10 protein-coding genes are annotated in these 14,430 nt (G+C 54.1%); 6 read left to right on the top strand and 4 right to left on the bottom strand.

The window, feature by feature from the left end:
* Positions 1-43: 43 nt before the first annotated feature.
* The gene (locus tag FIV46_RS08170; protein ID WP_139940317.1) at positions 44-2,791 is read right to left on the bottom strand and encodes a winged helix-turn-helix domain-containing protein; all 2,748 of its coding nucleotides are present in this window, start codon (positions 2,789-2,791) and stop codon (positions 44-46) included.
* Between the two features lie 897 nt (positions 2,792-3,688).
* Between FIV46_RS08170 and FIV46_RS08165 the strand changes: the two genes are divergently transcribed.
* The 6 genes from FIV46_RS08165 to FIV46_RS08140 all read left to right on the top strand — a co-directional run bounded on the left by FIV46_RS08165 (position 3,689) and on the right by FIV46_RS08140 (position 10,676).
* Positions 3,689-4,969, top strand: coding sequence for a sigma-54 dependent transcriptional regulator (locus FIV46_RS08165; protein ID WP_139940315.1), 1,281 nt, complete (start codon positions 3,689-3,691; stop codon positions 4,967-4,969).
* Position 4,970: 1 nt separating this feature from the next.
* Positions 4,971-6,299 (top strand): transporter family protein, encoded by a 1,329-nt coding sequence (locus FIV46_RS08160; RefSeq protein ID WP_139940313.1) that lies wholly within the window; start codon positions 4,971-4,973, stop codon positions 6,297-6,299.
* Between the two features lie 628 nt (positions 6,300-6,927).
* On the top strand, positions 6,928-7,995 hold the full coding sequence (locus tag FIV46_RS08155; RefSeq protein WP_139940311.1) for a hypothetical protein: 1,068 nt from the start codon (positions 6,928-6,930) through the stop codon (positions 7,993-7,995).
* Positions 7,996-8,101: 106 nt separating this feature from the next.
* Complete coding sequence (locus FIV46_RS08150) at positions 8,102-8,536, top strand: hypothetical protein (protein ID WP_139940309.1); 435 nt, start codon at positions 8,102-8,104, stop codon at positions 8,534-8,536.
* 392 nt (positions 8,537-8,928) lie between these two features.
* Complete coding sequence (locus FIV46_RS08145) at positions 8,929-9,579, top strand: C39 family peptidase (RefSeq protein WP_219846005.1); 651 nt, start codon at positions 8,929-8,931, stop codon at positions 9,577-9,579.
* 8 nt (positions 9,580-9,587) lie between these two features.
* Entirely contained in the window at positions 9,588-10,676 is a 1,089-nt protein-coding gene (locus tag FIV46_RS08140; protein WP_139940305.1) for a hypothetical protein, read from the top strand.
* Positions 10,677-10,868: 192 nt separating this feature from the next.
* On the opposite strand, the gene FIV46_RS08135 is transcribed toward FIV46_RS08140, so the two are convergent.
* Genes FIV46_RS08135 through kynB form a run of 3 tightly spaced genes read right to left on the bottom strand, consistent with a single transcriptional unit; the run spans position 10,869 to position 14,425 of the window.
* Positions 10,869-12,491: a benzoate-CoA ligase family protein gene (locus FIV46_RS08135; protein WP_139940303.1), complete on the bottom strand. Its 1,623-nt coding sequence runs from the start codon at positions 12,489-12,491 to the stop codon at positions 10,869-10,871.
* 52 nt (positions 12,492-12,543) lie between these two features.
* Positions 12,544-13,785: a kynureninase gene (kynU, locus tag FIV46_RS08130; RefSeq protein ID WP_139940301.1), complete on the bottom strand. Its 1,242-nt coding sequence runs from the start codon at positions 13,783-13,785 to the stop codon at positions 12,544-12,546.
* Entirely contained in the window at positions 13,769-14,425 is a 657-nt protein-coding gene (gene kynB, locus FIV46_RS08125; RefSeq protein ID WP_139940299.1) for an arylformamidase, read from the bottom strand. Before kynB ends, kynU begins: the two co-directional genes overlap by 17 nt.
* Positions 14,426-14,430: the final 5 nt, after the last annotated feature.

Below are 14,430 nucleotides of genomic sequence, written 5' to 3'. Positions count from 1 at the left end.
AGTAGGGGCGAAGAAAAGTTCTTATAAAATATTTAGTTAGACCCTAGATCAACTCGAGATCTTGTGCTGCCAGAACGGCGGAGGTACGATTTTTCACGTCGAGTTTCTCGAACAGATTCTTGATATGCCATTTCACCGTATTCTCGGCAATGGAGAGTTCCTTGCCGATTTTCTGGTTGGAATAGCCCATGGACAGCAGGCGAAGCACATCAAGTTCCCGTTCGCTAAGCGGTTCCAGGATATAGCGTTTATCAACTGGAGAGGCTTTGACTGCAGAAGGCAGCATTGGAGAACGGCCAAGATCCTCCGGACCGCAAACAGTTGCCAGTTCTGAGACATACTCACCAACCGACGGATCAATCATATCGTTGCGGTGTAAAAGTGCCCTGAGCAACGGCGCAACCGCAGAACCTTCATCGGCAAAGGCCCGAACATATCTTTCCGGCTGGCCCAACAGTACCGCACTGCGCAGATACTCCAGCGCCTCTTCCCTGTTCCCTGCAGCATCCAGAGCAAGGGCGAGCAATATCCTGATCTCCAGAAGGCGCCGGGTGCGTCCCACTTTATTTGCCAGTTCCTCGAGATGTTGCAGCAGGGATATGGCCTGTCCGGCGTTTCCTGCCGCCATCAGCAGTCTGGCCTTGGTCAGGGAACGCACGCATTTGATCCGGTCCCATTCCCCGATTGCGAAATCTTCGTCCAGGGACGCCAGATCGATACCGGTTCGTCGGGCTCTCTCCAGCGCCTCTGTAATCCTGTCATCCAGGATCAGCTGCTGAATATAGTCATATTCGGTCAGGACATGCAGCCGGTGCAGCTTGTCCTGCTGGCAAATCCTGGCGGCCTGTTCCAGCGGAACATAGATATCTTCTGGCCGGTCGAGCGCCCGGTAGAGCCGGGCCAGGATCGCATACCCCATGATCGGCGCCTCGGCCTGTCCACATTCCTCCACCAGCTCGATATTTTCCGTAATCAGTCGAAGGGCATCTTCCAGCCTGCCCCACTCGTAGAAGGCCAGTCCCTGATAAAGACGGCTGACAGCGATGGCCGGCGAATTGGGGAGATTGTCTCCGGCAACCGTCTGTTCGGCATGGACAAAACAGTCATAGGCCCGGCGCAGATTACCCTGCGCCATTTCCAGAATACCGGTGAAACAGTCGGCATAGACTACGCCATAGACGGATCGGACTGTGGTGTGGGCTTCGCGCGCCTTGTCCAGCGCCATCCTGGCCTTGTCAAACTTGTTCAGCGAGGTACAGGCATAGCCCAGCATGTTATTCATGGCCCCCTTCAGGAATCCCGCCTGGGGGCCATCAACTTCCAGTGTCACCGAGGCCAGTTTTTCCGCCTCGACCACATCGTCCGCTGCAATTGCCACACCGGTCTTGATCACCTTGATATCCTGGCGCCAGATATTAAGTTCCTCCGGTGAAAAGAGGTTCCTCTTTTCCGCCTCCTCAATCGCTTTCTCCACCCGGTAAGCCGCACCGGCGGCTTCGATCGGACGCCTCATATGAAACAGGGCATATCCCTCGTAGATGGGAATTTGGGGACGGGTCCGGGCAAGATCCTCCGGGATCTTCTTGCACCAGTCGAGCATCAGCGGCATGTGACCGCGGCGCCGGATGGTATCGGCGTGTATTTCCACCAGTTCCGCCAGGTAATCTGAATCGCCACTTTCATGGGCCAGCGTCACAGCCTCGACGATCAATCCGGCATCGGCAAACCACTGGGCTGCTTTTCTCTTGAGTTCCGGGATCCGGTCCCGATGGCTGCGTTTCAATTGACTGAGCAGAAATTCCCTGAAAAGCTGGTGATACCGATACCAGCCCCGGTTCTGGTCCAGGGGAAAGATAAACAGATTATTGTCTTCGAGATATTCGATGGTGCCCTGAACATCCTGCCCGCCGGTCAGTTGCTCAGCGATTTCTGCGTTAAACCGTTCCAGAACAGAAGTGACAAGCATGAATTCCCGCACATGCGGCGGCTGGTTGGCCAGTACATTTGTGGTGAGGAAGTCGACGACGTCCCGGCTGCTGCCGGAGAATTGTTGCAGGAAATTTTTCTCCAGAAGATTGTCCCGTAGCGCCAGGGCGATCAATTGCAACCCGGCGACCCACCCTTCTGTGGAACGGACAAGATGATCGAGATCATTTCTGGAAATATCCAGTCCCTTTATTTCCTTGAGAAACTCAGCAGTTTCACCATCTGAAAACCTCAGGTCCTGCTCGGACAACACAACCACCTGGTCCTGGACCTTGAGGCTGGCCAGGGGCAGCTGCGGTTTGGTTCGGCTGGAAATTACAAAATGAAATCCCGCCGGCGCCAGACTGATAAAGCTCTCCATCAACTGGCTGACCTCCCTGCCGTCTGCCAGATGATAGTCATCAAGGAACAGCACAACCTCTTGCTGAGCCGTGGCAAGCTCATTGATCAGGGCGCCGAGGGCCGCGAAATAGCGGTTGTCCAGTTTGTTTTGCAGGATGCTTTCCGCATTGTCTCCCTTCACCGCCCCGGCGACTTTCAGGGCCGCAATCAGATAGTTCAGGAACTGTCCCAGGTCCTGGTCCCGGCTGTCCAGACTGACCCACGCCGCGGCAACCCCCCGTGCCTTCATCTTGTGAAACCAGCTTGCCATCAGGGTTGTTTTACCAAACCCGGCACCGGCAGACAGCAGCGTAACCTTGCGGAATCCTTCCCGGTCAAAAAGATTTTCCAGCTGGGGCCTGCTAATGCGGTCAGCCCGGCTCCCTGGAGGATGTAGCTTGGTTATGATCAGGTCGGTAATCATTTTTCAAACGGAACAGCCGTTACTTTGGTTTACTTTCAGTACTCCCTAAGGGTAGTTCCAAAAGACTTCCAATGTAAACTTGTTCTTTAGTTGGGTATTTCAGCTAATTCTGTGTGAAAACGCTCCGGCAAGAAGCTTATGGCCTCCTTCTCGTCCGGATCCCTGCAAAGGGCCTTCAACACTATGTTCTATAGGCAATAATTTTCAAAACCTGTTGAAAAAAATAAAAAAAAATATATCATGTAGAACTTCTAATTTATGTTCCAGTATCTAATTGATAGTATAAAAAGCCAGCGTTAACAGGCCTGACCCTAACTATTCTGCGATACAAATCAGCGTATCCACAGGCATGACGACAAAGAAGAAAAGAAATCCTGTTAGCGGGACTTTTCCTTGACGCAGGTCTTTTTCCTTTTTTCTTGTTTTTAACGCCCTGCTAATATTTCTCCGGACAGAAGATAGGGCGGCGTCAGAAAAGATTCACGAAGTATTCTGTTATTTTGTAGTACAGTTTAACTCAGAGAGTGGCCCGCAGCCGTACAATAAAAACAGGGTGTCTAACAAAACAAATCAGGGTTCAAAATGAGGTAGGGTCCAGCCCGGAGGCTGGCGCCCGTGACCCCCAAGGCAGTTCCAGGGAACAGCGTCCAAATCCTTAGAGGGGATGGTATAATGTTTCTTGAGCTAAAAAGCAGAAATGTAGAAAATAATTTTTGGCAAACCGGGAATGGAAAGGCCCTTGAGCGTTTAAACGAGGAAGCTTTTCCAAACCAGATAATTCTGTATTCCAGACGCCACAAGCATGAATTCTCTGACCTGTGCAACTGGTTGGCTGAACACGACTATAATATTGTGTGCAGCCAGTCATTCCACGATATAGTCCAGCAGCTGGAAAAAATGAGCCGCAAGGGTGATGAGTGTGCCGCCGTCCTCATTGATGCCAAAGCTGAGAGTGACGAGCTCTTCTATTCGGATCAGAAACTCTCCCGTCTCGTAAACAAATGGCCGCATTTACGCCTGATCGCCCTTGCCGGCAAGAATCCGGTTGTGTGGGAAAGACTGGGATACCTGCTTCGTCAGGGATTGATCTATGATTTCCACTCCCTTCCGGCAGACAAATCCCGCTTGCTCTATTGTCTCGGCCATATCCAGGGGCTGGTTGCATTGGAACGCAACTCCCCGCTCCTGCCACTCAAGCAGACTGCCAAAGGCTATGGTCACCTGATCGGAACATCCGCGCCGATGCAGAAAATATACAGCACAATTAATCGTATCAGCCGGGTCGACAGTCCCATCCTGATCACCGGTGAAAGCGGCACCGGCAAAGAAGCTATTGCGCTGACCATCCATAAGCATTCACCATTCCGTAACCGCCCCTTTGTGGCGATAAATTGTGCCGCCCTTCCCGCCTCCCTGATTGAATCAGAACTGTTTGGTCATGAAGTCGGCGCCTTTACCGGCGCACTGAGCCGCAAGATCGGCAAAGTGGAACTGGCTGACAACGGAACCTTGTTTCTCGACGAGATTGGTGACATGCCAATCGACCTGCAGAGCCGCTTCCTGCGTTTTCTCCAGAACTCGAGCTTTGAGCGGGTTGGTGGCCTGAAAAACATTAAAATCAATGCCCGCATTATCGCTGCCACCAATGTCAATTTGTATGATGCCATTGAAAATGGGCAATTTCGGGAAGATCTCTTTTATCGTCTGAATGTGCTTTCGTTTCACGTCCCTCCCTTGCGGGAACGTTGTGAAGATATTCGCCTGCTGGCAGACCATTATCTTGAGAAATTCAGGACGACCTACAACAAGCCAAAACTTTCTTTCACGGCCGCTTCCTATGAACTGATGAACAAATATGCCTGGCCCGGAAATGTGCGTGAACTGATAAACGCCATACGCAGGGCGACCATCCTTGCCAAAACCCGTTTTATCCAGCCGGAAAACCTGGGTTTGGGGGAAACCCTGGAGGATGTCAGGGACATGGCAAGTTCCCTGGCCGAGGCCCGGGCAGATTTTGACCGCCGTTTTATTCATGCCAGGCTCGTGCGTAACAACTTCAATATTTCAAAGGCGGCCGAGGAGCTGCAGGTTTCCCGTGTCTCACTCTATCGCCTGATGAAACGGCTTGACATTCCGAAACCTGTAAATGGAGAAACTGTCTCACAAGGGGAGAAGTAAGATGAATAGCCGGAATTCCATGACGGGTATAGCCGTCATTTTCAGCGGTGTGCTGGCACAAGCCGGCATGGCTCAGGAAACCCAGCAGACCGACATTGCTGAACTGAGAAAAATCCTGGAATCCCAGGCACAACAGATCCAGGCGCAGGCACGCCTTCTTGAACAGCAACAGAGGGAACTGCAACTTCAAAAACAACGCCTCGACCAATTGGCCGGCCAGTCAACCGGCGAACAGGCCCGCGCGGAACAACCTCCCGCGCAGCAGGCCCCGCAGGAACAGCCCCAGACTGTCGAGAAACAAAGCAGTACCGCCCGACAAACGGCCACAGCCAACAATGTGGAAGCGGCCCCGGCAGACGCCGCCACACGACCACCTGAGGAGTCACGGCCGCAACAGGAAATTACCGTCATTGCCGATGTCGGCGGGGTATTGACACCAAAAGGACAACTGACCATAGAGCCAACCCTGTCAGCTTCCCATACCTCCAGCAATCGCTTCTTTTTCCAGGGGGTTGAGTTTGTCGATTCTGTTCTGATCGGGGTTATTGAGGCAACAGAAACCAGCCGCAACTATGTCTCCGGCCAGTTCGGTTTCCGATACGGGCTGACCAACCGGCTCGAACTCTCTGCCAAGGTGCCGCTGATTTATCGCGATGACCGGGTGGAGTCGACGATTGTCAGCGAGCAGAATGACAATGACGGCAGTTCTACCACCTTACAGGACCTTACCGGCAAGGGACTGGGCGATATTGAGTTCGGCCTGCAGTACCAGCTCAACAACGGCCATGACAACTGGCCCTACTTTATTGCCAATATGCGCGCCAAGTCCACCACCGGCACCGGGCCTTTCGATGTCAGCCGGGACGAAGACGGCCTTGAAACCGAACTGGCTACCGGTTCAGGCTTCTGGAGTCTTGAACCCAGCCTGACCATGATCTACCAGGCCGACCCGGCTGTGTTCTTCACAAACTTTGGTTATGTCTGGAACATGGGGCGTGATGTTAATTATCAGAGTGGCAACACCCTGATCGGTCATATTGACCCCGGGGATTCCATTACCGGCAACTTCGGCGTGGGGTTTGCCCTCAACGAAACCATGTCCATGAGTTTCGGTTACCAGCATAATTATATCTTTGGTACCGAAACGGAAATCAACGGAGATTTCACAAATTCCCGGGATTTCCAGGTTGGTTCATTGTTGCTCGGCATGTCCCTGGGGCTTGGCGATCGTACCGGCCTGAGCATGAATGTGGCTGTAGGGGTAACCGACGATTCTCCGGATGTGGAATTCACTCTGCGCATGCCGTTCTCGGTCATGCTGTTTGAATGATGCCAGAACCAGCCATATTGTTTTCCTTTCCTCCCCCCAAACTTCAACGCCCGGTCTCCCGGGCTTTTTTTTACCTGCACACGGGGCGGTTTTGGACACCGGCCTTTTTCAGGTGGCTTTGTCCGGTCGTGCGCCGGCATCCATTTTCCTTGTCCAAGAACAGTCATTCCGCGCCGTCCTCCGGCGATGTCGCCGGAGAGTTACACTTTTCGCCTTGGCCGCATGTACCTTCCGGGCTGCCGTAAAATTATATAAGAATAACCTAAATTTATTTATCCAGTACCGGCAAAGAGTTACAACACAGTTGGCAGGATTAAGCCGTCTTTTCCCTTCACACCCCTTCATGCAGACAGGTTGCTGCAAAAAATAAACTGCCGAAATTGTGAGAATGTAACACCAGGTTTACAGTTTTATCAGCCTGGGAAGACGCCCCGTATCCGGCACCGGTCGAACCTCCTGCATCTCCAATAATCTTCCTTATATTACAATATGTTACATGCAAATTATTCTTTGGCATACTTGTTGCTTATTAAGAACAGGATGGCGGCCATGGCCCCATCGTGAGCGAGGGGCTCAGTATTTACTGCCGAGCCGGATTACACATTTCAACTATGACATGGAGTATATTATGAACAGACTGAAACTATTGGGCAGCATTTCTGCCATCGCCTGTATCATAGGCTTGGCTAATATTGCATATGCCGAACCCGAACAGAACTCTGATGCCGATGAATCATCACAAGCGGCAACCACCGGCGGCAACAACCAGGCAGCGGGCGCTAACGCCGTGGATGATGGCCAGTCAGCGGGCACCAACGCGTCCGCACTGGGATCCCAGTCCGGTGATGGCGGCAACAGTTCAGATACAGACAAACTGGATTTGGACAACGTGGCCAACAATTCATCGACAACTGATGACAACAGCGACGACGACGGTTTTGACAATGACGGCACTGTCGACAACAGCTACACCAAGACCTACACCAAGACCGAAACAACCGACGATAACAGCGACGATGACGGTCTTGACAATGACGGCACCATCGACAAGAGCCACAACTTCGCCATGTCAACCGACGACAACAGCGATGATGATGGCCTTGACAATGACGGCACCATCGACAACAGCTACACGAAATCTTATGCAAAAGATGACAACAGCGATGACGACGTAAACGACATTGATGCGCCGGTGAACATTGGCAACACCGACGACAACAGCGATGATGATGGCTTTGACAATGACGGCACCATCGACAACAGCAACACGAAATCTTACTCAAAAGATGACAACAGCGACGATGATGGTTTCGACAATGACGGCACCATCGACAAGAGCCACAACTTTGCCATGTCCACCGACGACAACAGCGATGATGATGGCATTGACAATGACGGCAACATTGACAACAGCTATACCGACAATAGTGATGACGACGGATTAGACCTGGACATCACCATGGGTGACGTTGCTGTGAATTTGAACGCCTTGTCCAGTTCTGTATCCGGCAACTATCTGGTCTATGATCCGGCCCGGAAAGCGGAGGTCACCCTGACAACCGGTGATATTTCCGAGACCAGCATCTCAAATGCCCGGGGCATTACCCAGATCAACCAGAACACGGGTGTCGCTTCACAGACCAACAATATTTCCATCAGTGCCAAGGTGGATATGGGAAGCAGCACCACCAACTAATCACTGCAGCGACAGTGAAGGTGCATCCGTAAACCCAAATCATATCAGCGGCCAGTCCGCTGATATGACTCCTCTTCCCACAACAACCAAAATTGAGGTTAAGGTAATGGCTTTTGTGTTCGAAAGAAAAATGATCATTGCGCGGCCTCGCCTGGTCGCACTGTTGATCGGCAGCATCCTGACCTGCAGTTTTCAATGCCACAGTTGGGCCCAAGATGAAAATGACAAGGAAGCCGCCGGAACTACAGCCATGAATGACTCATCCCTTCAGCAGGATGAATTTTCCGGATGGCAAAGCATATCGCCCGGGGAAATGTCACAATATAGCGGAGGCACGGAGACTTCGTTCGGTGATGTCGGGATCAATCTGGCAACCAATTCCTCATCCCTGATCGGCAACAGCGTCGACGGCAATGTGGAAACCGGGAAGATCCAGGACCTCAATCTCAACGACATTGGCGGCATAAATACCCTGATGTTCAACACCGGAAACAACGTAAATTTCCAGAGTAACATGCTGATCAATATTTTCGTCAAGTAACGTCCAGCCGTCCCGGACAAACTCCATCGGACTGACCCGGACATTCCTATCGTAGTTTTTGTACCGAACAATTGGCCCAAAACCTAATGAAGATAGACAGAACAATGCGAAAGCTGGCAAACAGGATTACTGACATATCCATAAACGCGCACAAACAGGCCGGGAAACAGGCCCGGAAACAGGCCGGGAAACAGGTCAGTGCAAACAATATTCTGCCGCATATTCTCCCGCCCCTGGCACTCGCGCCTGCATATCTGACGGGGCAGTGCCGGCATCTCAACCGGTCCGCAAAAGGCCAAAATAGCCAAAATAGCCAAAAATTTCTGGACCGGCGGCATCTGACTGCGGTCCTGATCCTGGCAGCTTTTCTCATTGGCTTCATAATACCGTTGTTGACTGCCCCGGCGAATGCGGGAACCATCTTTATCCCCTCGCCCCTTGGCGGGCCGGCGCGCGTCAAAGTGGTCAGCCTCAAAGAAGCGCGGTTCCAGACGGTGATCAAACAACAATATGATTTCAGCTGCGGCTCCGCCGCCCTGGCGTCACTCCTGACCTTCCATTACAACCACCCGGTTTCGGAAAACAGCGTGTTTACAAAAATGTTCGAGGAAGGCGACCAGGCGCGCATCCGCCGCTATGGCTTTTCCCTCCTCGACATGAAGAAATACCTCGCCAGCGTCGGGTACAACTCGGATGGCTTCCGGGTTGGCCTTGAAAGGCTGGAAAAAGCGCGCGTGCCAGCCATTGTTCTCATCAACACCAACGGCTACAAACATTTTGTGATTGTCAAGGGATTGTCCGACCAGGAAGTGCTGGTCGGCGATCCAGCCCTTGGGGTGCGGGTCTGGTCCCGGGAAGATTTTCTCAACAGCTGGAACGGCATTATCTTCGTCGTCCGCTCCCAAGTAAGTCAGGGGCGCAAGCATTTCAATCTTGAAAGAGACTGGAAAGTCCGCAGCAAAGCGCCCTTCGGAAGCGCGCTCAGTCGCCAGAGCCTGGCCAGTTTCTCCGTCCATCTAACAGGAACCCTTAACAGCTTTTAGGTGTCACCATGCTGTCTAAAACACACAGACTTACGATCAGGGAACAATATTCCTCAGCTGCACCCGGCAATCACGGGATCAGCCGGCAATTTGCCCGGCGCCTGATGCTTTCGATCTCCTTGATCGCCGTGTCGCCGGAAGCTCTCCTGACCGGCAACGGGGGACAGATCAACTGGATCGAGAGAGCCCGTGCCGGGAATGATAATGACGCCTTCGGTGACCTTTCTCCTCTGAAAGATGAAACGCTCGAGAAGCAAAGGGGCGGCTTCTCCGTGGCGGGTCTCGAAGTAGATGTGGGCGTTTCCATCAAAACGACAATTGATGGCTTCCTGGAAGTCTCCACCAATTATTCCCTCGATTCTAAAAACGGCCTTGTTCATCTCGGAAGCGAGATCAAGAATCTGGCGCAAAATATGACCAACAGCATGATCGAGGATATCCAGACCGAGACCAACGCCGCAATCAATGATTCGCCGGCAGAAACCAGCAATACGTCCGCCTCGGCAATGGATCCGGCGCCCGCCACCCTTTCTCTCAGCGGGAACTCCGGCTATGACATCGATAATTCCGCCGCTGCGGAAGCCGTGCCGGCCGCGTCCGCCACCGTTGCATCAGTTGTCCCCGCAACCAGCAACCAAGCGCCACAAGCCGAGACCGTATCAGCGGATTTTCCCCTGAACGAAGTAAAAACACGCGGCCCCGAGCTCAGCACCACCGAGACCCCTGTTACAACGAATGATGCAGCACCGACAGCTGCGACCACAACAGCCACAACCGTGCCCCAAACCGGCGCTGCGGAATCCGTTGCCGATTCCGATGTTGCCAGTGCCACAGTCACATCCACCCCGGCACCATCCTCCGCCACCGCTGCAGAGAGCGCCCCTTCTGTTCCCGACTCCATGGCGGAAATTATTCACCAGACCAGTGGAGAACACATCACGCTCCTGACCAACCGGCTCAACAATGCCAACATCCAACAGACCGTTACCTTGAACATAACGCTTGAAAATGTTTCCAAGATCAAGGATATCGCCCGGGTTCAGAAAGATATCACACAGCTGGCACGCCAGATCAGCCTGTTCAGTCTGCGTCACTGAATTCGAATTCGTCTGGTGACAGACTCTTGGAAATGACCGGAATAAAATTTCCGGGAGAAGAGAATGGTGCGGCCGAAATGTACCGGAAAAACCCTATATCCCAGTGGGTCAACAAGAAAAGTGCGCAGCATTTTCGCACTTTTCAAATAGACGTTGCAGCTGTGCCAGGTAACGGCGGAAGATCGTCGATCGTCACCGCCGCAGGGCAAAACGCTGGATTTTTCCGCTCGGCGTCTTGGGTAGCGCCTCAATAAATTCCACCGCCCTCGGGTATTTATAGGGGGCAATGGTGGCCTTCACATGATCCTGCAGCGTTTTGGCCAGATCTGCACTTGCCGTCTGTCCCGGCGCCAGCACCACAAAGGCCTTTACCAGCTGGCCGCGATCTTCATCCGCCACACCGATCACCGCGCATTCGGCGACGGCGGCATGCCCCAGCAGCGCGGCTTCAACTTCCGGCCCTGCAATGTTATAGCCAGCCGAAATAATCATGTCGTCCGAACGCGCCGCAAAATGGAAATAGCCTTCCGCATCCCTGATAAAGCTGTCGCCGGTCAGGTTCCACCCGTCCTGCACGTAGTCTTTCTGCCGCTCATCGGCCAGATAGCGGCAGCCGGTCGGACCGCGCACAGCCAACCTTCCCGCCTCTCCGTCCGGAACGTCGTTCATGCCATCGTCCACCACACGAACCTCATAACCGGAGACCGGTTTTCCGGTACAGCCAGGGCGGGCGTCTTCGAACCGATTGGTCAGGAAAATATGCAACATCTCGGTCGCCCCGATCCCGTCCAGCAGCGGCTTGCCGGTTTTCTCTTTCCAGGCGTTAAACACCGGCGCCGGCAGCGTTTCGCCGGCAGACACCGCACAGCGAAGTGTGGACAGGTCCACGCCCTCTTCCATTGCCTCCAGCATCACTTTGTAGGCCGTCGGCGCCGTAAAACAGATGGTGACGCGGTATTTTTGAATGATCTCGATCAGGTTGGGCGGGCTGGCGTTCTCCAACAAGGCCGCGGCAGCCCCGAAGCGAAGTGGAAAAACCGCCAGGCCGCCGAGACCGAATGTGAACGCCAGCGGCGGCGAGCCGGCAAAGACATCCGAAGGCTTTACCTGCAGAACCTCTTGCGCGTAGCCGTCAGCAATGATCAGCAGATCGCGGTGAAAATGCATGGTCGCCTTTGGCATGCCGGTCGTGCCGGAGGTAAAGCCCAGCAGGGCCACATCATCCCGCCCCGTGCGAACCGCCTCAAACCGGACCGGTTTGTTCAGCGCGGCCCGGTCCAGTTCCGCCTCATGGTTGGCGGTGCCGTCGAAACCAACCACTGTGTTGAGATATTGGCTCTCGCCCGCACAACTTTCCAGTTCCTCCAGCAGGCGCGTATCACAAAGGGCAAATTCAATCCGAGCCTTGTCGACGATCTTCGCCAGCTCAGCGGCACGCAGCATCGGCATGGTGTTGACCACCACCGCTCCGGCCTTGGTTGCCGCCAGCCAGCAGGCCACCATGGCCGGATTGTTGGCGGAGCGGATCATGACCCGGTTTCCCGGCTTGATGCCATAGTCCTCCACAAGGGCGTGGGCGATGCGGTTGGTCCAGTCCGCCAGTTCCTTGTAGGTGCGCACCCGTCCGTTGCCGATCAGGGCGATATGGTCGCCAAATCCCTTCTCGACCATGCGGTCGGTAAGTTCAACCCCCGCATTCAGCCATTCAGGATAGGTAAACCCGTCCAGCAAAAACTCCGGCTGCTGGTCTGGTGGCGGCAGATTATCCCGCGCGAAAGTGTCCTCATGTCCGGATGGTCCCAATTGATACGTCATTTTAACTGCCTTTTTTCCCGAATATTGCACTTCATTCTGGACCTTTCAGGGGTCAGGTAACTGCGTTCCTGGTCTGATATTCTGCCGCCTGCCAGGACCCACGCCCAAGAATATCTGCGAGGATATCCACTGCATTCTTTATATCGCTAAAACTCATGAACAGGGGAGAAAAGCCGAATCGCATCTGGTCCGGGGCCCTGAAATCGCCAATGACCCCGCGGGCAATCAGGTTTTGCATTACCGCATAGGCATTTTCATGCCGGTACGACAGGTGGGCGCCACGCTTCTCCACGTCGTCAGGCGAAACACAGTCGAGGCCCAGACCCTGACAGCGCTCACCCACCAGCAACTGGAAATAGCGGCTGAGCAATTTCATTTTCTCAAGACGTTCCGCCTGGTCGCTTTCCAGCATTAAATCGACCGCAGCTTCCAGCGCCGAGCCCCCCAAAACACCGGTCGTCCCGCACAGCATGCGTCCGGCCCCGACCGTCGGCTCAAAATCGTCCCGGAATGCGAAGGGGGACTTGTGACTGAACCAGCCACTCAGGGGCTGCCGCATTGTTTCATGATACCGTCGTGCCGCGAACAGAAAGGCCGGGGCACCCGGCCCGCCATTCAAGTGTTTGTAGCCGCAGCCAACCGCAAAATCCGCGCCCCAGTCGTTCAGCCTGACGTCCACCGCCCCGACCGAATGACTGAGATCCCACACTGTCAGCGCCCCCATCTCATGCGCGCGGGCGGTCAGTTCCCGCAGCGGGAAAATCTCTCCGGTTACATAATGCACATGGGTCAAGACCACGACGGCGGTCTCTTCATCGATGGCGTCAGCGATTTGATCGCGCGGCAGAATCTGAATGTCATATTTTTCTGCACTGAATCGGTTGATCCCGTCCAGCATATACAGATCGGTTGGGAAATTACCGGCCTCGGTCACAATTTTTGTCCGCCCGGGCCGCAGGTCCAGGGCCGATGACACAGCCTTGAAAAGGTTGACGGAGGTGCTGTCGCACATTACCGTTTCCCCGGCATCCGCGCCAATCAGGCGGCCGATTTTGTCGCCGACCCGGCGCGCCAGATCATACCAGCCGGCGGTATTCCAGCCCCTGATCAGATCTTCCCCCCATTCCTCGCTGACGGTGCGCGCCATCCGCTCCCTGGCATCACGGGTAAGCGGTCCCAGGCTGTTACCGTTCATATAAATGACACCCTGGGGCATCTCAAAACGGTCACGGAACCTGGCCAGTGGATCCTGTCGGTCCAGGTCATGGGCATTAAAATCATTCAGTGTTTTCATTTTTTCCAATCTTTCTTAACAAGGCGCGCACAGGGCTGGCATCTGCCTTCTCAATTTTCAACGGCGGCGCAATCAATTCGTAGGTCCCCGGCATGACCTGATCCAGAACAAGCCCTTCAAGTATTGCCATGCCCGCCTCGCGGACAGCGTTGTGAGCGGGCAATTCTTTTGACTCTTCAGGATCCAGCGACGGCGCATCGGTGCCGATCAGCAGACAGCCCCGCGCCACCAGCGCTGTAATCAGGCCGGCATCGATCGCACGAAAATCGCTGCGCCAGTGGTCATGCGGAAAGGTCCGGAAGGTGCGAAACAGAACCCGCTCGAGCGGACCGGAAATACTCTCCAGATCCTCAGCGACATGTTCCCACATTACCGGCCCCTTTTGGCCGGACACATCAACGATCAGACAAGGCCCTATGTATGCCTGCACGTCGACCGCAGCCATATCGGCCCCCTCTGGATCATAGTGACACGGTGCATCCGCGTGGCTGCCGCTGTGTGTTGACAGGGTCAGTTTTGACACCGTCACAGGACAGTCGCCATCAATTTGCCAGACTGGTTTGCTTTCAAATGCCGTATCGCCCGGCCAAACAGGCAGTCCCTGCCCCAGGGTCTGACTAATATCAATAATATCCGTCATAACAA

This window comes from Emcibacter nanhaiensis, assembly GCF_006385175.1.
GTDB lineage: Bacteria > Pseudomonadota > Alphaproteobacteria > Sphingomonadales > Emcibacteraceae > Emcibacter > Emcibacter nanhaiensis.
Note: the sequence above shows the minus strand (reverse complement) of the source record. Positions and strands in the feature narration are given on the sequence as shown.